The 23279-nt window shown below is 37.0% G+C and carries 19 protein-coding genes, 1 tRNA gene and 1 pseudogene; 2 read left to right on the plus strand and 19 right to left on the minus strand.

Features of this window, described 5'->3' with window-relative positions; translation table 11 throughout:
- Position 1: 1 nt before the first annotated feature.
- Positions 2-3208, minus strand: coding sequence for a type I restriction-modification system endonuclease (gene hsdR / locus CDZ88_RS07840; protein WP_100373012.1), 3207 nt, complete (start codon positions 3206-3208; stop codon positions 2-4).
- Positions 3209-3506: 298 nt separating this feature from the next.
- Positions 3507-4109 carry a recombinase family protein gene (locus tag CDZ88_RS07845; protein WP_100373013.1) on the minus strand — a complete coding sequence of 201 codons (603 nt, stop codon included), beginning with the start codon at positions 4107-4109 and terminating at the stop codon, positions 3507-3509.
- Between the two features lie 430 nt (positions 4110-4539).
- Here CDZ88_RS07845 and sduA point away from each other — a divergent pair, with 430 nt between their 5' ends.
- Positions 4540-5682, plus strand: coding sequence for a Shedu anti-phage system protein SduA (gene sduA, locus CDZ88_RS07850; protein ID WP_100373014.1), 1143 nt, complete (start codon positions 4540-4542; stop codon positions 5680-5682).
- Between the two features lie 256 nt (positions 5683-5938).
- Here sduA and CDZ88_RS07855 read toward each other — a convergent pair whose 3' ends face one another.
- From CDZ88_RS07855 to CDZ88_RS17725, 4 genes are all read right to left on the minus strand, one after another.
- Positions 5939-7114, minus strand: coding sequence for a hypothetical protein (locus CDZ88_RS07855; protein WP_198507835.1), 1176 nt, complete (start codon positions 7112-7114; stop codon positions 5939-5941).
- A 397-nt stretch (positions 7115-7511) separates the two neighbouring features.
- Complete coding sequence (locus CDZ88_RS07860) at positions 7512-8114, minus strand: GIY-YIG nuclease family protein (protein WP_100373015.1); 603 nt, start codon at positions 8112-8114, stop codon at positions 7512-7514.
- A gap of 203 nt (positions 8115-8317) precedes the next feature.
- A complete protein-coding gene (locus tag CDZ88_RS07865; RefSeq protein ID WP_100373016.1) occupies positions 8318-8947 on the minus strand; it encodes a helix-turn-helix domain-containing protein in 630 nt (209 codons plus the stop codon).
- A 217-nt stretch (positions 8948-9164) separates the two neighbouring features.
- The gene (locus tag CDZ88_RS17725) at positions 9165-10196 is read right to left on the minus strand and encodes an HNH endonuclease (protein ID WP_232718601.1); all 1032 of its coding nucleotides are present in this window, start codon (positions 10194-10196) and stop codon (positions 9165-9167) included.
- Positions 10197-11008: 812 nt separating this feature from the next.
- Here CDZ88_RS17725 and CDZ88_RS17365 point away from each other — a divergent pair.
- Positions 11009-11105 (plus strand) — tRNA-Sec (locus CDZ88_RS17365).
- A 104-nt stretch (positions 11106-11209) separates the two neighbouring features.
- Here the strand turns inward: CDZ88_RS17365 and CDZ88_RS07875 are convergent.
- The 13 genes and pseudogenes from CDZ88_RS07875 to CDZ88_RS07935 form a co-directional block, all read right to left on the minus strand.
- Positions 11210-11455: a tyrosine-type recombinase/integrase gene (locus CDZ88_RS07875; protein WP_232718603.1), complete on the minus strand. Its 246-nt coding sequence runs from the start codon at positions 11453-11455 to the stop codon at positions 11210-11212.
- 67 nt (positions 11456-11522) lie between these two features.
- The gene (locus tag CDZ88_RS07880) at positions 11523-11702 is read right to left on the minus strand and encodes a DUF421 domain-containing protein (protein WP_100373018.1); all 180 of its coding nucleotides are present in this window, start codon (positions 11700-11702) and stop codon (positions 11523-11525) included.
- A 300-nt stretch (positions 11703-12002) separates the two neighbouring features.
- Positions 12003-12791 carry an SDR family oxidoreductase gene (locus tag CDZ88_RS07885; protein ID WP_100373019.1) on the minus strand — a complete coding sequence of 263 codons (789 nt, stop codon included), beginning with the start codon at positions 12789-12791 and terminating at the stop codon, positions 12003-12005.
- Positions 12792-12804: 13 nt separating this feature from the next.
- The gene (locus CDZ88_RS07890; protein ID WP_100373020.1) at positions 12805-14778 is read right to left on the minus strand and encodes a TRAP transporter permease; all 1974 of its coding nucleotides are present in this window, start codon (positions 14776-14778) and stop codon (positions 12805-12807) included.
- A 5-nt stretch (positions 14779-14783) separates the two neighbouring features.
- The gene (locus tag CDZ88_RS07895; protein ID WP_232718605.1) at positions 14784-15233 is read right to left on the minus strand and encodes a DUF1850 domain-containing protein; all 450 of its coding nucleotides are present in this window, start codon (positions 15231-15233) and stop codon (positions 14784-14786) included.
- Between the two features lie 98 nt (positions 15234-15331).
- On the minus strand, positions 15332-16345 hold the full coding sequence (locus CDZ88_RS07900) for a TAXI family TRAP transporter solute-binding subunit (protein ID WP_100373021.1): 1014 nt from the start codon (positions 16343-16345) through the stop codon (positions 15332-15334).
- A gap of 159 nt (positions 16346-16504) precedes the next feature.
- Positions 16505-17857, minus strand: a complete 1353-nt coding sequence (locus CDZ88_RS07905; protein WP_100373022.1) for a sigma-54-dependent transcriptional regulator — start codon at positions 17855-17857, stop codon at positions 16505-16507.
- 5 nt (positions 17858-17862) lie between these two features.
- Positions 17863-19839, minus strand: coding sequence for a transporter substrate-binding domain-containing protein (locus tag CDZ88_RS07910; protein WP_100373023.1), 1977 nt, complete (start codon positions 19837-19839; stop codon positions 17863-17865).
- Between the two features lie 129 nt (positions 19840-19968).
- Positions 19969-20256: an ATP-binding protein gene (locus CDZ88_RS07915; RefSeq protein WP_100373024.1), complete on the minus strand. Its 288-nt coding sequence runs from the start codon at positions 20254-20256 to the stop codon at positions 19969-19971.
- 235 nt (positions 20257-20491) lie between these two features.
- Positions 20492-21057: pseudogene (locus tag CDZ88_RS07920) on the minus strand (PQQ-dependent sugar dehydrogenase); the annotation flags it as partial.
- Positions 21058-21307: 250 nt separating this feature from the next.
- Complete coding sequence (locus tag CDZ88_RS07925; protein ID WP_100373025.1) at positions 21308-21793, minus strand: polysaccharide deacetylase family protein; 486 nt, start codon at positions 21791-21793, stop codon at positions 21308-21310.
- Between the two features lie 224 nt (positions 21794-22017).
- Complete coding sequence (gene gerQ, locus CDZ88_RS07930) at positions 22018-22482, minus strand: spore coat protein GerQ (protein ID WP_100373026.1); 465 nt, start codon at positions 22480-22482, stop codon at positions 22018-22020.
- 24 nt (positions 22483-22506) lie between these two features.
- Positions 22507-22983 (minus strand): cell wall hydrolase, encoded by a 477-nt coding sequence (locus CDZ88_RS07935; RefSeq protein ID WP_100373027.1) that lies wholly within the window; start codon positions 22981-22983, stop codon positions 22507-22509.
- Positions 22984-23279 lie beyond the last annotated feature (296 nt).

Genomic DNA, 23279 nt, shown 5'->3' on the forward strand with positions numbered 1-23279 from the left:
ATTAACTAATATATAAGTTGTCATTAATCGTCTGAACCACTCTATCTATATCTTCACCAAATTCTTTTTTCATTTGCATATATCCACCTTGGCTGCGGAAAGGCTCTTCAGAGAATGCGTCCTGTGACGTTGGAGCAAGAACAGGAAACTGGATGAGCTGCTTCTCAATACGTCCTAGCCATTTCTTCTGCCTAGGCGTCCACTCATGAAGAGAATAGACCTTTTGCATCGCTTGCCTTATGCGAGTGTCATGGTCTACTAACGCCTCACCTAGCGCTGCTTGACGAATGAAGCTAATGATATTTGCTGCAATCTCTTCGTTCTTTGTTTGTTTCCATGCAGATTGTAAATGGGACTGCTTAAATCCCTTAGTCTCTAATATTGTAATTAATGCTCTTAAATCCTTCTTCGTTAACTCTTTTGGTCTCGTGCAAACCACTTGTAATGCAGGGATCTCATTGATGTTTTCTTTGATGAATTTCACAAACCCTTCGAGATAATCTTCTGGCTTATTGTTTCCTTCACCATAACCACGAATGACTCCTGTAACCTTATCATCTTGGTTTGAGATATATCTTTTCTCTCCTCTGACTTTGTACGTTTCCATATACTCAAACAAAATATTATGTTGTTGAGCATCCTTTGGTGAATACGTTTGAACATCCTTCACCCATTCATCAATACTCTGACCATTTGAGAGTTCTTCAAATTTCTGTTGACCCTCTTCATTCAAGCGTTGTTTTTTACGTTGCAATTTTGCCACTAACTGTTCACGATAGAACTCGGTTTCTTTTTCAGAAGTTGCTTGAGTTAAACCTTGATATAATTCATCAATAGTAATGTTCTGTTTTTTCACAACTGGCTTCATTTCTGTGTAACTTTGCAGCTTATTGTAAATACCAACAGCATCATAAATATTAAAATGAGTCTTCTCAATTTGAGGGCATAGACGAGTTGCTCGTCCCAACATTTGGTCATAAAGAATCCTAGATTGTATCCTTCTCATAAATACAAGATTCGCTATAGGTGGAACATCTATGCCAGTTGTAAGTAAATCCACCGTCACAACAACATTCGGTAACCGTTCATTCTTAAACCGTTTGATCGCATCTAATGGATTGTAGATATAACCAGTTATCTTCATAACTGCATCATCTTCAACTGCATCGCCACGTTCTTTGTAAGCTTCTTTTAAGAGACGAACGATTAAATCAGCGTGTTGGTCTGTAGCTGCGAAAATGAGCGTCTTTTCTTTACTTGAAGGGTCAATATAGTCAACTAGAGCATTAAGAATTACTCGATTAAATGATTCTGTAATGACTCGCTTATTAAATTGTTCTACATCAAAATGAACGGTATCTTCCATTTTCTCTAAAATAACTTCCCCTTCATCAACATCAAACACTTCCACTTCATCATCTTTCTCAAACTTAATACCAGCTTCTGAAAGCTCCGTTTGAAATAGATAAGGGGGTTCATGGTCTACTAGAAAACCGTCCAGAACGGCTTCACTATATGAATATTTATAGATTGGGGCTCCAAATATATCCGTTGTATGAAGAGCAGGTGTCGCTGTTAACCCTAGACATGCAGCATCAAAATAATCAATCACACGACGATACTGACTAATATAATCATCTTGGTCTCTAAACTCTAGTTCTTCATCAGACATCTCTCTATCACTCGTATAACCACGATGAGCCTCATCTACAATAATGAAGTCATATTGACCTACTGATGGCATCTTCTCATCTTTACTATAGAATAATCTCCGTACCATTCCTTGCACTGTGGCAATATGGACTTTTGTTGCAACTTCTGGTGAGATGTCATCAAGTGATTTCACATCATAAATATCTGAGAATGAAAGACCATCTATCTCTGTATCTTTCAGTGCATCAGCAGTTTGCTTGCCTAATGAGCTTCTATCGACAAGAAATAGAATCCGACGAATTTTTTTGGACTTAATCAAACGATACATCAATGCTATCGCTGTTCTCGTTTTGCCTGTTCCAGTTGCCATAGCGACAAGCATTCTTCTTTGACCTTCTCTCAAGCCTGCCTCCGCAGTAAGAACCGCTTGCTGTTGATAAGGTCTTAATCCAAACTTCGTAATATCTTCCTCTTCAAGCTTCTTATCAGCACCTTGGTCATCCTGACTTAGAAGGAGCTTTAAATCATCAGGTGAATGCCATCCTTCTAACGGTCGAGCGAATTCCATAGGCTTACGTGAATCCCAGAACCATATCCCCGACTCTTCTTGTAACTGCTTTAAATACCGTCTGCCGTTCGTTGCATACAAGAACGGAACTTTGTATTCGCCAGTAGTTGGTGTAATAACCTCATTATCTACTAGACTGATATTCTTTGCATAAGTCTTCGTTTGACTTTCTAAAGCACTAGGGATCGTTTTATGGTTAGCTTTTGCCTCAATTAAGCCAACAAGCTCTAAGCCAATGAATAAAGCATAATCAGCCCTTCCTCCGTCCACTTTCCACTCGGCAATAGCCATATTACGATTCTTCTCAGGTAATGTACCGTGTTTTTGATGATTTAAAGTGTTAGTCTCTACTTCCCAACCTACATCACGAAGCTTCTCATCAATTATGGAACGAGTTTCAGCTTCTGTGAGATTCGTTCGACGAACAAATTTCTTGGATAGCTTCTTCCTCTGTACTTTCAGATGCTCATCTTCATCATCTGCCTGCTCACGGATGCTCTCTAGCTTTTGTTTAAGGAGCTTCACTTCTTCATCATGCTCTTTTTGAAGCTGATCTAAATCTACTACATTTTCTTTTACAGGCTCTACATAGTCAGGTGCTTCAAAATTCCAATCACCATAGACTTCCATATACCATGTTGCTAAACGAAAAGTTAACTGTAAAAGCGCTTTAGCCTCTTCCGTTTCACCATAACCAGCATTATGTACAGCCTTGTTTCCTTTTTGACGTAGAGTTGTAAACATATCTAGTAGCTCTGGTTCTAACAAGCCATCTCTATGTAGAGTATTAATACGGTCTACTTGATTTGTACCTTTTACTTCTCTAATATTTTCAGCTGCTAATACAAGTTGAGCTAAAGTCTCTCCGAATAAGCGAAGTTTCATAATGGTCGTATGAGGGTCGTGATAAACATTCCTCTCAGCTGTTTCTCCTAAGTTAGCAAGAACGTTCCACTTCCCCCGAAGAAATGAAAAGTTACCGTTCATAATAATCACCTTTCCCGAAAGGTTTAATGAGTCCATTATACTACACTGGGAGTAAATTGGAATGAATAACGAAGGATTAATTGGGTCAGATGACATTTTATACTAACTAGCATTTAAATTAGTAAAACCTGAGTTTTATTAATCATGTGGGGGATTTCCGCAGCTATGGAACAGGAAGAAATTCTATGACGTGTAGATATACCTACTTAGGCAGGTTACTAGAGTATATGGAGTGAAAAGCGTGGAAAATAGCCCCCACTACCCTAGACAAAAGAAAAGAGACCCCTTTGTGAGTCCCTTAACTTGCTTCGTATTCCTTAACCTTACGATAGAACGTAGCTTTAGTCATATTTGATTCTCTCATTGCCTCGACTGCAGTAATTTCTCCTGCTTTCCATTGACTATATGCCAGTTTAAATTCAGGCGTTATTAATAATTTAGGTCTTCCTAGGTGTTTTCCTTTTGCTTTTGCTGAAACTATGCCTTCAGCTTGACGAGTCTTAATCTTAGTTCTCTCTTCTTCAGCAACCCATGATAATACCTGTAATACCAAGTCAGCTACAAACGAACCGATTGAATCATTGTACTTCCGTGTATCCAATAAGGGCATATCAATTACAACTATATGAGCTTTAATATTCTGGGTGATATCATTCCATTCATTTAGAATCATCTCTTTGTTACGACCTAGTCTATCTAATGAATGAAGATACAATGTATCTCCTTTACGCAATCGCATTTTCAAAGCTTGATATTGAGGTCTATAGAAGTCTTTACCGCTCTGCTTATCAATATGTATATCACGTTCATCAATTCCAAGAGCATACATACTATCCATTTGTCGAGCTTCATTTTGGTCTTTACTACTTATACGAACATATCCGAACTCTCTATTGTCCACGGTTTATACCACCTTAATATTTTATAACCTTATCTTATACACTCAGTATCAAAAGGTCAACATTAATTATGATACGTATCAATAATATCAAACATACCTTATGATACTATCTGAACCCTTGTTCTACCGTTGCGCATAATGTGTCCCATAAGGTGTACCTTTTGGAACAAATAATTCTTTAAAATAACATGACAAAGGTAGGTATACCTTTCCTTAGATACATAGAGTTAGTTACGTTAACTCGATTATTCTTATCGAATGCATCAGTATATGTTCGATTGTCTTAACCTTTACGTATTTAAACATACTGATTATTTGAACCTTGTCGGAAATTTATCATCCACATGTAAATACACCCTATTTCATTCCTAATATTGTATAATGTTAGTAAGTTGTTCTAAATATGATTAATTAGGAGTGTTATATAATTATGAATGACAGAATTAATGTTCGGACTACTTCCAGTAACTCTGCTGTTTCTGATGACATTGAATTGAAAAAGACAACTACTACTAGGCTTATTTTCAGACCTGAAATTGTAAACAATAATAAAAACCCTGAGGCATCTGTTAGAGGATGCTTCATCTTTCAAAAGAAAGGTAAAAATGCCTCTTGGGAAGATTATAAGGAGTTAGAGTTAAGTAAATTGAAAGCTACAGAATGGATAAAGCTAGAGCTAAATTCAGAGGCAATGCTGACGCTTACAAATGAGATTCAGAAATGTTATGCAGTGCATGAGAAGTATGGAGTTATGTATGGAGAATATCATCTTTTTAAGAATAACCCTGATATTGATAGACTGATTGAAATTTTCGAGAGTAACACTAGTCTGTTTACTCAATTAATGGAGGATGATAAGAGTGAAGTTCTAGAGAAAGCATTAGCATGGATTGTTACAAATGATAATCCAGATAAAATAATTGACAGGCTTAAAAACCTACAAGAGAAAGACTTAGACCAACTTAATACTCTTGTTGGGCTAGCTAATTTAAAAAAAATATTGTCTGTTTGGGAAGGCAACAAATGCAATAATACCTCTGAGAAGTTCTGGCAAGATGTTTTGAAAGAAAATAGCTGGATATTAAGTCAGATTTTTTCTAATCCAACCGTTCTGATAAATGATGAGGCTTATGTAGGAGGAAAGACTATCAATAATGATAGTGGCAAGCTAGTTGATTTCTTATATGCAAACCCCTTCTCTAAAGATGCTGTACTTATTGAAATTAAAACTCCCTCAACTCCTCTAATTACTCCCAAAGAGTACAGAACAGGAGTATATTCTGTACATAAGGATTTGACAGGAGCTGTTACACAAGTATTGACATATAAGACAAGCCTACAGAGGGAGTACCAGACTATAGACTATAACAATTATAAACAAGGAATCAAAACTGATTTTGACATTATACACCCTTGTTGTGTTGTTATAGCAGGCAGGTTTGATACATTAACTGATACTACACATAGACATTCCTTTGAGTTGTACAGAAAAGAGCTAAAGAATGTCACTGTAATTACATTTGATGAGCTCTTTGAAAAAGTTAAGAGTTTAATCCAGTTATTAGAAGGATAACTCTCGGTTATTTACTTCCTCTAATGTTGATGAAATCTTCTAAAACTATGCTGGATTATTAAAGAAGAGGCAATATCTAAAGAGATAAATTTGCCTTTTCTTTGTTGATTCATGTTCAACTATCCGCTCAATATGCAAAAATGGGAGAGAACCTAATTAAGATACTATCCTCAGATGTCTTTCAAAGCTAATCTTTTTGTAGTTACGATTACTTAACTTCCAAATTTCGTTAGAAAGCGTCTAGCTTGGAACTATCCTATAGGATTAGATTTTGTTGATTCATGACTTCAAACTCAATCTCCTCAATATTAATAACAGTAGCTTCTGCCATTGCTACCGCAGATGAATTTAATTTTATATTGTTCGTACATCTAAAATACATTAATAGCAATTCCCACATTGGAGCATACTGCTTCTTAATCTTTAAAAACTTGATTCTATCTGAATCTGACTTGTTAGTCGTATTCTTCTCTCTTCCTTTTGCAAGTTCCAATGAACGCTCGCTGTGCTTGTTCTTGAAAACATTAGTTATGGTAAAAGCAAACTCTTCTGTTAATCCGTATGTGAAGTCTAAATCACCCTTTTCTCGCAATCTATCAAGGTAGCTCTGCACCCCTAAGTCACTATCCTGTAATACACAGAAGTGGGCATCATACTCGAATTTTAGGTTGAACCGTTCACCTAATTGCTTTTCGAATTCTTCTTTGAACGCCTTAACTTCTTTTTTCTTGGTTTTGAACAGATCATTACCTTTAAGTCCATGTGCAGTGAGCAAAATACGTCTAATACTAGCTATTTCTTTAATTTCGTTTCTATTTAATTTTCTATGACTGTTTTTGGTCGTACATCCCCATCTTTCTTTCTGATGGATTATTATTTTTGCCTTAGCTAATTTTTTAAATACTGATTCTAGGCTCGATTTCATACTCTTAAATGATACTTGAAGAAACTCATCTAGCATCTCGATATCAGAATTAGCCTTGCTATAACCATTAATCACCTTGCTGAACTGCTCTTGAAGTTTCTCTACGTGTATAACTCTTGCTCCATATAATGCACTAGTAAGCTTCTCATCGACAATACATAATTCAATAAGCCACTTAGTCAAACTAATAGGACGTGTCCTATTATTCCTTTGAATCAGATAGTCCACTACAAGCGAATTTAATTCAAATTCACCAATTAACTGCCCTTGACCATTGTTAGAACGCTTATCAATTCTTTCAGCCTTTTTTGAACGTTTCCCAATGCATGTGATAACCCGCTTTGAACCTCTTCCCTCAACTGTATAGGATTCCCACTCAGTTTCAACTGATTTGATAAGAAGGGTAAATTCTTTGCCTGTAAGATTTCCCTTTTTCTTAACTGATTGCCTTTGTGCTTTGCTCCCATACTTCTTAACCAGTTCTGCTAATGTAAATTCTTGCTTCAATATAATTCTCTTTTCTGATGACTAAGTTTCGCTATTAATTGCAGCCATCTATTTCACTCCTTTCTTAATTAATGATATGAAAATTGAATTCTTCAATATCAAGAAAGCTTCATATTAATTAATGTTTCAGACCATAAAGTTCTGTACCGAATCGACCTCTAAATATATATAAATATTAGTAACCGATTCGGTACAGTTTTTTCACCTTTGATTAAGTTGGTTTTAATTGATGATTTGTAACATTAGCACACTCAAAAAAGAACTCATAAGTAAGTGCTCACTTCAAAGGGCAAGAGCATTCGCTTCGCTCACAAAGATTTGGGTCAGTCGCAAAGCTCCTTCGTTCCCTTCGGTCACTCACCACCTAAAGGTGGCGACCCTATATAACTCCTTATACTTAAGCTATTTTCTTATACCTAGGATTGAGAGTTTTCTTCTTTTGGCTCGTTTTACAATAATTCGATAGATGATATTGCTTATTTGCAAGAGCTTCATCGATCCGCTCATACGGTACTAATCCCTTCCATTTACTGAACAGATACTCTCTGATCTCATTAAATGTTACTTCTAGGTTTGCATCTGATACATATCGCCCAATTACTTTTTGAGTGGATTGGATTTGATATCTAGGATTCTCTTTGATATTGAACAGTGGTATCCAATCTTGAATGAAACTTGCTTCCTTTTCCTTAAGGTGTTTCTTGAGTTGCTTATTATCCATACCATTAATATCAATTAGTTGAAATACTACCATGATACTATCTGATCCAGACTTAATTAACTCTAGTATATTTTGATTATTGTACCCCTCTCGCTTGTCCTTTTGATACTGTACCATCCGCCTGTATAAGTCGATTGCTTCTCCCACATATAACAGTTCTTTCGGGTTATCTGTTAGATACCAATAATACAAACCGCTTGCCTTTTCTAGTTGTGATTGATACTCTTTGATTTCATTCCATTTACACTGGAATACCATATCCTTTTTTACTTTGGTCAATCTCTTTTCCTCATTTCATTATGGATTTGTGATCCATAATGACTGCCTCCATACGCATTGAGTAGGTTTGATTACCAAATTTATTCCATTCCCTGTTCTACCTTTATAACCTCTAGCTTCACTGTAGAGGATAGCAATCTATCTCTTTTCAATACATTGCGTAGATAATTAGAACAATTTTTTTTTAGGTTCTGTATCAAATATCATTTTAATCCAAACATTCCTCCGCCAAGAACATCACCTTTCTTCAGAAGTTCTTTTACATCCTTATCTAACTCACTTGTCATGTCATTCATATTAATTAATACAAGTAAATCAGTTACAGCTTTTATCTTACTAGCATCATTCTGTTGAAAAGTACCATTCAACGCAGCTAATGCACGGGAATAACTTTCACCGATAGAATGATTTAACCCACTCAGATAATCAGTATCATTATGTAGCAATGACCTAGTTCGATTAAGTTCCTCTTCACTTTCGTCAAGCATATGCATCTCCATTGCTCTCCTACTCCCAGCATGAGGGTCAAGAATAAAGACATCCCCATCCTCATCTACTAATTCTTCTGAATCTCTAGCTGATAGATATTTGAGGTGTGCTAGTGTAATCTCCAACTCAGTAGCCTCATCTATTTCCTTTTGAAATAAATTTTTTTCTATATGATCGAACTCTGGTATCTTTGATAATTGTTCAATCCGTTCCTTTGGAATTTTTCTTTTTCCTTTCAACCAGTCATAAACAGTCTGCTTACCTATCCCAAGTTCTTGTGCTATCTGGTTAATACTGAAACCAAATGTTTTAATAATCCTCTCTAACCCTATAATTGTACTCACTTCCTTATCATCACCTTGACTTGATTTTTAAGTCTAAATAAAAGATATCATGACTTAATTTTTAAGTCAACAACTATTTTTCAATTCTGGGGCAGATTACGTCATTACACCCATGTAAGAATGCGTCGCCTTCACTTTCCTCAGGCTAATCATTTATAACAGCTTCAGTTGCCCTCTTCCTCTCACAAGAATTGGGCAATTATAACTTTAAAAAAATTTATTTCCCTTTTTCATCAATGATTTGCTTTAGATCCTCAATACTTAATACTTTATCTTTTCTTCTATGTACCATACGGTGACAATTAGCACATAAAGGAACTAAATCAGTATCAGGATTAATTTCAACCGCCTCTAAGATTGTACTCAAAGGATTAATATGATGAACTTCTATAAAATCTTTCCCTCGTTCTCCATATACATCTTCAAAATTAAAGCCACAAGCAAAACAATTTAATCCATGAATCTCTATCGCTTTCTTACGATTCTTTGGATCACGCTCGTATTTATTTACTAAGTACGTTTTCTTAGTTCCCTCTATACCATTTCCTTCTTCTACTTCTTGAGCTTCAATATCAGATTTGGCAATCTCATATAAGTCTTCAGATTTAGAATATACTCTTAATAACCTTACAACTTCAGTATATTCGGTGCCCTTACTATTTAAAGTTTCAATTACCTCTTTCACTGTCTTATCTTCAAAAATACCTCGATAATCAGCTCTTATACCTAAATAATAAAGTATATTTGCGGAATCACGACCGTTAGTATTTCCAGTCCTCTCAAGTATATTGACATCCATCCATCGGTGAGTTTTGTTATTGAGTAGATGTTCATACACCACTCTACTTTTTAATTCATCAGAGTAATAATTATACTCTCTAATTCGTCCATTAGATTTTAAAGGTGGAAGTTGAAGGTTATCACTTGATACATGTTCTGTTACATACCCTAACTGTTCTAATCTATCTTTTACTATATTCAACTCTACATCACTAAATAGAGGTTTATATTTCTTTTGAAGAACCAATGCTTCTACAGTTAAATCTAACCTTCCAAGTTGAGCTAACTCTGCAAATCCATCTGAAATTTGCTTACTATTAATCAGTTTTTTCGCTGTATTTAATCCACCTTCATTAGCAACCATTTGTCTAAACTTCAAAGGAGTATACCCAATAGCTTTTGAATCATCATAGATTTTCAACATAGCTTTATGCAAATCATTAATTAATTGTTTTTGACCGCTCTTCACTCTTTTTCCACTCCTAATTACTGTCTTTAAATTTCCAATCATATTTCGTTTCATAAGTTTATAAATTAAGATTACAGTTGTAAGTCCATAGATTCAAACATTGTTATCTTAGGAGAATAATCTCAATTCAACCTGTTGTGGACAAATAGAATTGAGGTAGTATCCCTAGTTTACAATAAAGTTCCTAGGAAATTCATAACTTGATATATTCATAGTGCAAATACTGAATGTCAACACATTAGATGAATCGTTGCAATACTTACATTAATACCAGTGCCTTAGTGAATTTGTGCTTCACCGCTTTTAATCCCTAGAATTTGGCATTAAGGTATAAACTATTAATAATTGCATGCTTCGACATTTACTTTAAAAATACTGTTTGTTGAAGCTTTTTATCCTATGAAAAAGCTTGGAATAACCGTCTCGAATCGGAAATAATTACCCTAGTCGGTGTGAATTAGTGTCCTAATTAAAAGGTGTATAGGATAAAAATAATCAACACTTATGCTTCTGACTCTTCAGGTATTCATCATTAAAAATACACTTGATCCACCTGCTAGCCTGTAATAGTAAGCGAAGGCTAGCAGTAAGCATTAACGAGAAATAAGGCAAATCATAAGATATTTTTAGAACTAGGTTGGACTTTTAATTTTTTTAGGCTTTATGCTTAATTAAACGTCAACAATTTTCACTTGAATATTCTAGACAGATGTTGCATAATAAGACCGTGCGATTAAGAGTTAAGACCGTTCGAATGTTCACAAGAAAACCGTTTGAACAAACTAAAAAACGTTGTTATACCAATATTTCTTGGGGCTGGCTGCGACACTGGTGTTCGCCACGGTCTTCAAAACCGCTTGGGAGGCGCGTGTCGTCTCCGGTAGGTTCGATTCCTACACAGTCCCGCCAAACCTTACATAGCAAGGGTTTCAGCTTTCTCCGTATTTTAACAATAAAAGAGAGAACTGGACCTAAAACCTAAGCGGGTGCCGAAAAGGTGCCATTTTTTATTTTTACTGATCAAAGGCAGCATCAAAAACGGTAACAGCACCATCCTGAAGAGTAGGTAGGACGTGACTATATAAATCTAAGGTTATCGAGACTTTGCTATGTCCTAACCGTTCAATGGCAACTTTAGTGTGTACATTATTTTGAAGTAGTATGGTTACATGTGTATGGCGTAAATCATGAAGTCGACTATTCGGTAATCCTGCTGTCTTTAGTGCTTTTTTATACGCTCTGCATAACTCCCCCCGCACCTTTTCGATTTGATTAGTTGCCTGAAGTATCGAAGCAATAAATAAGAACTAATTCCTAATCTTTCATCTAATACAAAAAAACCACCCTTTGGTGAAGAATTTCCCCATCAAGAATAAATCCTTGAATCAGGCCACGACTAGCTTGAACATTAAGGACATCCTTTTGCATCGCTGGTAAGTATGGTGGTTTAGCAAGTACGGAAATAGAACCCTCAGTTTCCATTATTGCCGTTTCAACCTGATCCATGTAAAAAAGCCCTTCTTACTCAGATTGGTGAGCAATCCCTCCATCGTAAATCTCGCTTTTTTTTGACCCTCTTCAAGAACCTGTCCATTTTAAATTAAGTAGGTCTCCTCAACTTCTAAGACTTTACGACCTCGGAGACTTTTAATGGCAATGACACTCGTCAAAAAAGTATAGAAACAAAACAAAACCAATCCAATCATACTAATCCAAACCGGTACGTCTTTCATAATCATCTGAAAACCATTCAAAAAGAGGTAAACTCACTTGAGTCTACCTCTTTTCATTTTCAACTAAAGATTACTAAAACGATTTTGTAGCTCCACCATCGACAACCAGTGATTGACCTGTTACATACGTATTGGCAAATGAACCAAGGAAGACAATCATCTTCGCAAATTCTGCTGGTGTTCCGTAGCGGCCAATTGGAATCGCTTGCTCCATTTGTTTCTTACCTTCTTCATAGCTTAGATTCAACTTATCTGCTCTAATTTGGTCAAGTTCTGCTACGCGGTCCGTTCCGATTCTTCCAGGGCCAACCGTGTTTATTAATATCTGATCAGAACCAAGCTCCTTAGCAAGCGATTTCGATAACCCAACAATACCGGTTCTAAATGTATTCGATAGAATCAATCCATCTACGGGTTCTTTAATAGATGAGGAAGCAATGTTAACAATTCGTCCTCCCCCCTGCTTACGCATGTAGGGAAGCACTTCTCGAATTGCACGTATAAAACTAAGCAAGTTAAGCTCAAATGCATATTGCCATTGGTCGTCCTCAAATGCATCAAACCCACCAGCTGGGGGCCCTCCTGCATTATTAACAAGGACATCGACTGTACCATATAGATCCGCAGTTGTCTTTACTAGATTTTTTATATCCTCAGGTTTTGTCACATCACAAACTTGAACGTTAAGTTTGATTCCTGTTTCTTTTTCAACCTCACTTGCAGCAACCGTTAACTCTTCTAAATTCCGGCTCGCAAGCATCACGTTTGCTCCTTCCTTCGCAAACTCTAGAGCACTCGCTTTCCCTAATCCTTTACTCGACGCTAATACTATAACTGATTTATCTTTTAATCCTAATTCCATCTTCTGATCTCCCCTACATCTCAATTGAACTAGACTTTATCGTTTTATCTTTCTTTCTCTTATTCCATTGAATGAATACAACAATTGCAATAATAGTAAACCCAGCAATATCCTGGACCAAATTCGGATTCATGAATAGTAATGCCCCTCCAAATAAAATCAATCGTAATATCCAATACATATTAGCTAATAGATAGCCTTCTGCCGCAGTCCCTAACATGATTACCCCTGTTACTGCAGTGATGACAACGAGAACCCCTTCTATAAAGGTTGTATCGATTAAAAGAAGTGAATTATTGTAAACAAACATATACGGAACAATGAATCCGGCAATTGCTAGCTTCATCGAGAGGAACCCTGTTTTCATTTGATCCCCGCCGGATATACCTGCTGCTGCAAAAGCTGCTAAAGCAACAGGTGGAGTAATGTTTGCGAATATGCCAAAATAAAAAACAAATAAATGTGCAACTAATGGCTCAATACCGAGTGTAATTAAAGCTGGAGCTGCCATTGTAGCTGTAATAATGTATGTTGGAATACTAGGTAAACCCATTCCAAGAACAATACAGGCAATCATGGTAAAGACTAAGGTTAAGAATAGACTTTCCCCACCAAGTGTCACAATCCCGTTAGCTAGCTTTAATCCAAATCCAGTCATTGTAGCAACACCTACAACGACTCCCACACATGCACAGGCAATGGCTACCCCGACTGATGTACGCGCACCTTGTTCCAATGCATCAGTAATATCTCGTACTGACATTCTAGTTGTTTTCCGTAACATCGCAACAATTACAGTAATAATGATAGTGAGCAATGCAGAGTAAATGATTGTGCGTCCACTAAAGAATAGCATGTACATAAGGAAAATTAGTGGAATAAGCAGATGTCCACGTTCTTTTAATACCTCCATAACTCGCGGAAGGTTTTCTTTAGAAATTCCTTTTAAACCCTCTTTCGTTGCACGAAGGTGAATTTGAACGATAATACCTAGATAAAAAAGCAAGGCTGGCAGTAAAGCAGCTAATGCGATCTGAGTATATGGAATTCCTAGTGTTTCAGCCATGATAAAAGCAGCTGCCCCCATAATTGGTGGTAATATTTGTCCTCCAACAGAGGCAGCAGCTTCAACAGCTCCAGCAAAGTTACGACTATAACCGATTTTCTTCATTAGTGGAATCGTAAAAGAACCCGTTGTTACAACATTTGCAACCGCCGCCCCGTTAATACTCCCTAAGAATCCACTTGCTATCACCGATACCTTAGCCGGGCCTCCTCGCGTTTGTCCTGCAATTGCTAATGCCATATCATTAAAGAATTGCCCCATCCCTGACTTCGATAAGAAGGCTCCAAAAAGGATAAAGAGAAAAATATACGTTGCTGAGACTCCAATTGCCGTCCCGTATACTCCTTCTGTCGTCACATACATGAAATTAACGAGTTCATCCCAAGTATAGCCACGATGACGGAAAATCCCTGATAATTCACGACCATATAATCCATATAAAAAGAAAATGACCGCCATCGTCGGTAAACCCCAACCCGTTACACGGCGAGATGCCTCTAATACAAGTAGAACCAACATTCCTCCAAATAATAAGTCGAAATTGTTAGGTAAACCACCACGATTTACAATTCCTAAATAATCTACAAATATATAAACAGATGTAGATACAGCCATTAATGCAAAAATAACGTCATACCATGGGAGTTTTGTTCGGTTCGCTTTTTTAAACGGCGGATATAATAAGAAAACTAGTGTTAAAATCGCGGCAACGTGCAAAGATCGATGCTGCAACGTTGCTGGCGTTCCAAAGTAAGACGTATACATGTGGTAAATAGATAAAAAGATCGCAATACTTGATACGATGATTGCAACCTTCTTATTGGAAAAAGTTCTAAAGCGTGATTCAGCATCGTATTTTTCTAGCACTTCTTGTTGTTCTTTTGTCATTTGAGGTTCATCCAAGGTTGAACGCTTTTCCATGACAGTCACCTCTTCTCTATAAATATTTCCATTCGTTCATGGTGGGGCAGGTCTTCCGCATCAAATATAATTGAATCATCGATTTCCAGTTCAAAGTTCGCATGCTGTGAATGAATCCATCGGAACACAGATATTTGTTCATTCATATCTCGAATAATCACTTCTCCATTTTCAACGGTCATGGTTCCTTTTTGATGAGGAACACCTGCACCAAATGATTGGAAGGCCGTCTCTATTAATAAAAGCTCTCCTTCATTAGTAAGTTGATAAATTTCACGCCACGGTGTTTTCTCAACCGAGTGAATCCACTTAATTGTGAACGTATCTCCAGCCTTCAATTGATCCACTTTGTTATAAACCCTTCCATCTTCTTGGCTCTGAACAATAAGGTTCATATGATCTGAATTCGTGCAAGCTGATAGAATAAAAAGAATAAATACGAACCAGATTCTCATTTCACAATCCCCTCTTCTTCATAATGATAAAGACTGACTCAACATACTAGCTTACATACATAAGTCTTAGATGATGAGTCAGCTCTTCGATTTTTTTGTTAATCTAGTGCTCCAACTTCCTTAAAGTAACGTTCCGCGCCCGGGTGAAGTGGAACAGGCATTCCTACGTTCACAGTATCCAATGAAATATCCTTTGCTGCATTATGAGAGCCTTGAATCTGTTCAAGATTCTCAAACAAAGTCTTCGTAATTTCATAACCTGCATCTTCAGAAACTTCGTTAGAAAGTAACAATAAATTTGTAATTGCAGCAGTAGGAATATCCTGATCATTTCCATAAGAACCTGCTGGAATCAATTCACTCGAGAAAAACGGATAATTCTCCATTAAGTAATCCATTGCTTCCCCTTCAATTGGAAGGATTTTAGCTGTATGCGTTGTATCTAAGTCAATTACAGTTGCATTCGGTACACCACTTGTAACAAATGCTGCATCAATCATTCCGTTTTTAATTTGATCAATTGCTTCACTATAAGATAGATAGTCCTGATCAATATCATCATAGGTCATTCCATGAGCTTCCAGAACCATACGTGCATTCAACTCTACTCCAGAGTTTGCAGCTCCAACACCCACACTTTTACCAGCTAAATCAGCAATACTCTCAATACCGGAATCTTCAGTTGTAACGACTTGCACAAAGTTAGGATAAAGTGACGTTAATCCTCTTAATGAATCGATAGGTTGTTCCCCTTCAAACGCACCGCTTCCTTCATAAGCTTGTAAAACAGCATCCGCCATCGTAATAGCTAATTCTGCTCTACCTGTATTTATAAGATTAATATTTTCGACAGAGGCACCAGTCGCTTGTACCGATGAATCAATCCCTAATTCATTCTCAATAATAGTAGATATAGCTCCCCCGATTGGATAGTACACACCCGAAGTTCCACCAGTGGCAACCGTTACAAATAAATCCTCTAACTCCATCTCGCCAGCTTCTGCTTCTGCACCTTCAGTTCCTTCAGCATCCTGACTTGTCGTTTCTTCCCCACCACAAGCAGTTAGAAAAACAAGTAGCGATGCAGCAAATAATGAGTAAAACTTTTTCATAGTTACTTCCCCCTAATTTTTTTTGTTTTCCACTTTCTATAATGCAAACTCTGTGCCAACTTTAAAAACACAGAAATGTATGCGTTTACTTTGTTAGCGCATACATTTCTGCCGGATAAAAACCGGCAAAAATTGCCGCACTGCATTTTTTGCCGGTTTTTATTGTTTGTATTGATTTAACTTATCGCGTAGACCTCTTTCGCTTATCCCTAGCATTAAAGCTGTATTTTTCCGATGCCCGTTATTTGCTTCTAGTGTAGCTAATATGAATTGTTTTTCCATTTCCTTCAAAGGAATGCCTACAGAGTCTGAAATGGTTACTCCTTCTTTTCTTTCTATTGTTTGAATAGATCTAAGCTGTTGTGGTAAATCCAACACTTCAATAAATGTATCATCTGCTAAGACCATGGAAGATTCTATAATATTAGATAATTCTCGTATGTTACCTGGAAAATCATAGTTTAATAAAATACGGTTCGCATCTTTCGTCAACCCTTGCACATCCTTATTCATCTCTAAGTTAAACTGATGGGTAAAGTATTGAATTAGAAGTGGAATATCTTCTTTTCGCTCTCTTAATGGCGGTAACGGTACTTTAATAACATCTAAACGAAAATATAAATCTTCGCGAAATTCACCTATTTTCACTGCTTGTTCAAGATTTTTATTCGTTGCTGCAATGACGCGGACATCAAGGTTAATTTCCTTGTTAGAACCCAACTTAGTTACCACTTTTTCTTGCAAAACCCGTAATAGTTTTGCTTGTAAAGAAAGAGGCATATCTCCAATTTCATCAAGAAAAATGGTCCCTCCATTCGCCATTTGAAATTTTCCTTCTTTACTAGAAACAGCTCCTGTAAAAGCCCCCTTATCGTACCCAAATAATTCGCTTTCAAGTAGCTGATCAGGTATGGCTGCACAATTGACGACTTCAAAATGTGACTTTTTTCGTTTTCCTGAGAAGTGAATCGCTCTAGCAACTAGTTCTTTTCCAGTTCCACTTTCTCCTGTGATTAAAACGGTTGAATCAACTTCTTTGACTTTACGAACTAGATTAAATATGGTAGACATCGCATCACTTTTTCCAATAATACCTTCAAAACTATATTTTTTTTCTAATTCTTGACTTAAAAATTCAACTTGCTCATTTAAATGCTGGTAGTGAAGCGCTTGTTGAATAATGGAATAAAGCTCATCAATATTGATAGGCTTTGTTATATAAGAATAGGCCCCTTCTTGAATTGCTTTTACTGAAGTAGCAATTGTTCCGTAAGCTGTGATCATTACAACAACGGTCTTAGAACTAACCTCTTTAATTTTTTTTAATATTTCAAGACCATCTACTCGACCAATTTTTAAATCCAGCAAACACAAATCATAACTTTCCTCAACGATTCGTTTTAATCCTTCACTCGGGTTAGTCGTTGTAACAACATCATATTCGTCTTCTAGTGCAAATTCCAAAGAAGAGCAAATTGAAGCTTCATCATCAATGACAATAATTCTTTTCATTTCGCTCACCTTCTCTCTTCTTCTAGGAATGTTAACGTGATTGTCGTTCCTTTGCTTTTCTTACTATCTATTTCTAGCTTCCCACCATTGTCATGGACATATTGATTAGCTATAGCTAATCCAAGACCTGTCCCCTTTTCTTTTGTCGTATAAAAGGGTTCTAATGCTTTAAGTTGCTCAGCCTCAGACATACCAGTACCTTGGTCAGAGACTTTCACCACAATCTTTTTATTCTTAACGCACGCTTTTAATTGCAATTCAGGATCCTTTAAGTCCTCTATTACACTCATTGCATCTAAACTGTTAATAATCAGATTAATAATAACTTGCTTTAACTGATTGGAGTCCGCTGTGAGCCAGAGATTACTCTCTGTGTCACACCTTAAATAAATGCCCTTATTAAGAGCGGTACGTTCAAATAAAATCGTACATTCCCTCATAATGGAAGCTACGTCTACTCGTTCTTTATTTAACTGTTTCGGCTTTGCGTAATCAATTAGCCCTTCTATTAACTGATTAACCCTCTCAATTTCTTGTGGAACATACGTGGATATTTCTTTTTGAAACCGCTCATTCTTATATTTACGCGGAATTAGTTCGACAAAGGTCTTAATAGAAGTTAGTGGATTACGTATTTCATGTGCAATCCCAGCAACCACTCTACTTAGAGCTTGATTTTTTTCTTGTTCAAAAACTTGAAGACGTAACTTTCTTTCTTCAGTGATATCTTCAAATGTGACAATCAGTCCATTCACATGCTTCTCAAAATTGTATAAAGGGTAAATATAGTATCGTAAATAGAACGTACGCTGCTCTCGTTCCCAAACTGTCTCTTCCCCTAAATATAAGTTTCTGGTTTTATAAACTTGGATGAAGCGATTCTTCAAAAGTTTTTCTAACAGTAGAATTTGTTCATAGTGAACACCGACAACTTCTTTAGATTCTCCTGATATTTCTAACGCTTTCGTATTAAAAGAAGTAATTAATCCTTGTTGATTTACCGTGGCAATGCCACGCGGACTACTATTTAATATTTGCTTCTGAAACTCATCACTGTTTTTCGTCTGCTCAATTTTCTCTTCTAGCTTATTATTCATTTGGTTGAGTACAGTCGTTTTTTTACTTACTTCTCTCTGTAATTGACGATTCCATCGAATGCCAAGTAAAAATAAAATAATTGCTAAAAAAAGCAATGATCCGATAATTTGAATGATTTTTCTTAAACGATCTGTTAATTCATCTTCACTATCAAACCACTTCTCATGAAGCATGCTATAAGTTCCGTCACTTTTTATCTCTCGAATACCACTGTTTAATTGACTAAGTAAAGGATAGTTTTCCTTTTGAACAGCCATTGTGTAATCGATTGGAAGAAGATAGTTGCCAACAATTTTATACTCACCCTGCAGCTTCCTTTGCTCTAACACATATTGAGTTGTTAACACATTTCCGACAAATGCATTAGCACGTCCATTAAACAGTAACTCTAAAGCCGTTTCCTGATTGCTCGCAACGTGATACTTAATACTACGAATATTACGCAAAAACTCATATTCTAACGTATCACGTTGAAGCGCCGTAACAGCATTCGTTAATTGAGTTAACCCCTCAATTTCCTGATTTTCTTCATGAACAACTAGGCCAATTGACGTTCCCAAAATAGAATCAGAAAAATCCATGACCCTTGCATGCTTTTCATTAAAATAAGCACTTAACAAAATATCCAATTTTTTATCACGAAGCATTGAAATAGCTTCTTTTTGCGGGATTGGTATGAATGTTACCTCCACTCCCATTCTTCTTGCAATCTCATTCATCATATCTACAGCAAATCCTACTGGTTCTTCCTCTTGGTTAAAGTGAACAGGAGGAAAATTCGGATCATACCCCACTACAAGTTTCATCTTTTCTTCAGCCTGTACACTTAATCCCGAAAGAGTTAATAATATGCTTGTCACACAAACTAGAAAGATTCTTTTCATTTATAGCCCCTTAAAAAACGTTATCTTTTTATCTATCGTAGTTGAAAATAGAATAAAAGCCAAGCAAGGCACTAAAAAATCGCGAAAAGGTCAACTGTGGTTCAGTTGACCTTTTCGTGATCTTTTAATTTACTTTACTCTTAAAACAATAATCACCTTAAATAAATCACCATCAACTTCAATATCTAATCGACCATCATGTAAATCAACGATCGATTTAGCAATAGTTAGACCAAGACCAGAACCTTCAGAATGACGAGAAGCATCACCAGGTTTAAAGCATTCAAACAGTTCGTCAACTCCGTCACCTAATTCATGCTTTGTGACATTTTTAAACGTGATTACAGCTTCGTTATTCATTAACTTGACTGAAATATAAACTCTCGTATGTTCCAATGAATAATGATGAATACTCATAATTTAAAATTGCACTATGCAATTCATGAATTGCGTGCATTACCATCTTATTATCGGTTTTTACTCCTTCTGGTAACAAGATGCGATTTTCTAATTGTTTCGCCAGGTTGTAACTTATAAGCTTCTTTAATTTATTTATTAATTTATCAGTATCAGAACAAATAAAAAATTTTGCTACTAAAACGGCATCTACTAATACAAGAGTTAATGATTCGTAGCTTAAGACATATTCACTTCACTCAATTTCCGAAAGAGAAACTCTATACATCTTGTCATCATTCTCTTGTTGATTACCGCGTCCATCTGTATTATTGCTGATGAAGTAAAGAGTATCTCCTTCTATCAGCACATCGCGTATTCGACCAAAATTCGTTATTACTTCACATTGTTCGCCTGTTTCAAGATCAATTTCTAGTTCTGCCTCTCCTCTAAGTGCTGCGACATATAATTTCCCATCATAATAATCCATTCCTGATGGGGCCCATGTTGCATTGGCTCCAGAAGTGAATAACGGGGAAACCATTCCTTCTTGTTCTTCAGACCCTTGAATCACCGGCCATCCATAGTTCTGACCGCTCTCTATTTCGTTAATTTCATCGTTGTCATGGCTGCCGTGCTCGCTTGAATAAAGCGCACCATCAGCCGACCGCGTTATCGACCGTAGCTATAGACGAAGGAGTCGGCAAATGGATTGTCATTTGGTATCGTTCCATCGAGATTCATTCTTAAAATGCTTCCGCCTAATGAGTCAAGATCCTGTGCTGGATCTGGGTCAGATGCGTCTCCTGCAGTTGCATAAAGATATCCATAATGGAAAAGGTCTCGCAAACAACATAAACGTTACTAGTTAAGCCGGTGATAAAACCTCACGTATTGTCGACCAAACTGTTAGCTACTCCTCTTTGGAGTGTATATGCTTATATGAGCGTTTGATTCGCTCTTCATCTATATTTATTTTATAAGTTGCTTTTCTTTTTTCGTCAATTTTTTTCGGGTACCATTTTTCATATTCTAAGAAGTTTTAACGGGCTAGTCATAACACTCAGACTCCTCACTTCCGCTCGTTCTTCTCTTGAATCTCCATTAACGGAACTTGGAACTTTTTATCTTCTTTTAGTAATTCTGAAACGGTGACAAATTGATAGCCTTTCTTCTTTAGCTCTGGCAGGATAATGCTTATGGCTTTAACTGTTTGCGAAAGAGTGCTTAAATTCGGGTGAGTTTTCGTATGGCTTGCGATTTCATTTCCCTCTTTAATTATCCTCTTTGCCACATCAGGTGTTTCCACTACCCTGTTCCCTATGACAAAAAATGTTGCTGATGCATCGTGCTCCTCTAAAAGGTCTAAAACGTCATTCGTATAACGACTGTCTGGACCGTCATCAAATGTCAAGGCGACCATTTTACGTTTCGTTTTGACTTCCCACACGACATTCTTCATAATAGGACAATCACTTTGATGTGCAGCAAGTGCATGATGATTTGAAGCGAATAGTACGATCATTGTGAATACCATTACTCTCGTTACTCTCCCCATATTCAAGCTCCTTTTACAGTTGATTGGGAGTAGTAATTGAATGATTCACTATATGCACGCGTTACATTAAATAAAAAAGAGCATGAGATCATGTTGATTTCATACTCAATCTTGTGCCTTCATATTCTATAGATAGGCCACTTAAATCATTTTTATTATATCCATTGTCTACTTGACATGGTTCTGTTCATTTTGACAACGGGTTTTGTTAGTATTCTGCTGCATCACTCCGATATTTCCATGGAGGCCTGGATTTCCGGACTAATTTCCGAGTGAGGATAGTTAATTCGTTCGTCAAATTCTACCCAGTCGAGATTTGCCATCATCAGCAGGTAGCGTTTACCGCTATTAGGGTCGCTGATAATGATATGGTCACGGCCAGCTGTTTCAATGCGGCCTTGGTAAACCATTGCATTCCATTCGCTGTTCCCTTGGTAAGTAAAGTAGAAAGTACCAACCTTCCCTTTGTTGTAGCGCAGGATATTTTCGATAAACGATTCTTCAACTCTACCCATCAATAGCTGCTGTCCAGTACCCATCGGAACCACTGGCATAGAATAAGCAGGTCCAGAAGGCATACCCGCCTGGAAGCCAGTAAATTGTTGCGGGGTGTCGCTACCCGTCATAGTAGCTGGTTGAAAACCAGCCTGATTGCTCATTGGATTATAATTAGAGTTTCCATAATTCATGAGAAGTTCATCTCCTTTTTTGATTTATCTATAAAACTCTGGGCAGTAGCCCGGTACACCGACATAATAGCAATGATTCCTGTATGCAAAATCGAACTGCGTCATAGGGGATCTTGGCATCGTGGGCGTACATGGGTCACGGTATGATTGCCCCGGACTCGGATTAAAAAACCATAAATTCATTCGGGCTCGTGGATTCCGATGACCTTGCAACAAATTTCTAGCTCTCTGCAGGTCTTCTTCTGTGGGACGCTGTGTATACAAGGCTCCATTTAAAACAGGCTCGAAGTGAGGAATTCCCGTTCCCGGTATCGTTTGATAAATAGCATGACGGATATTACGTAAATTGTTGAAGTCCGGCTCACAGTCTGCCTCAACCCGATTGGCCACAACCGTTCCAACCATATCCATTCCTTCGGCGCCTTCACCAATCGCCTCCGCTAGCATGATCCTTGCTAAAGCATTCACATCATTTTCTGTATGTTTGATTCGCCTGCCCATTTTCTCACCCCTTTTGTCTATATAGTAACTTATTGCTTGTAGCCAGTTTTCGTAGCTTGCCTTTCCGCCCAAACCTTGAAAATTGCATATAAAGAGTAAATAACTCATTTTATAATTCACGATTCTCTTATACAGGCGAAGTGATTAAAGGCCGAGCTGAAAAGCCCCTTCAACGAGTGGATTATGAGATGTTAGAAAATTTCACTTCAGCGTATTCAGGTTATTTATAAGGTGTTACGTCTAACAAGATGTAGAGATTAAATCCTGTATAGAAAGAGGAATATAAAAACCCCTAA

This window comes from Bacillus sp. FJAT-45037, from assembly GCF_002797325.1.
Classification (GTDB): Bacteria; Bacillota; Bacilli; order Bacillales; family Bacillaceae_D; genus Alkalihalophilus.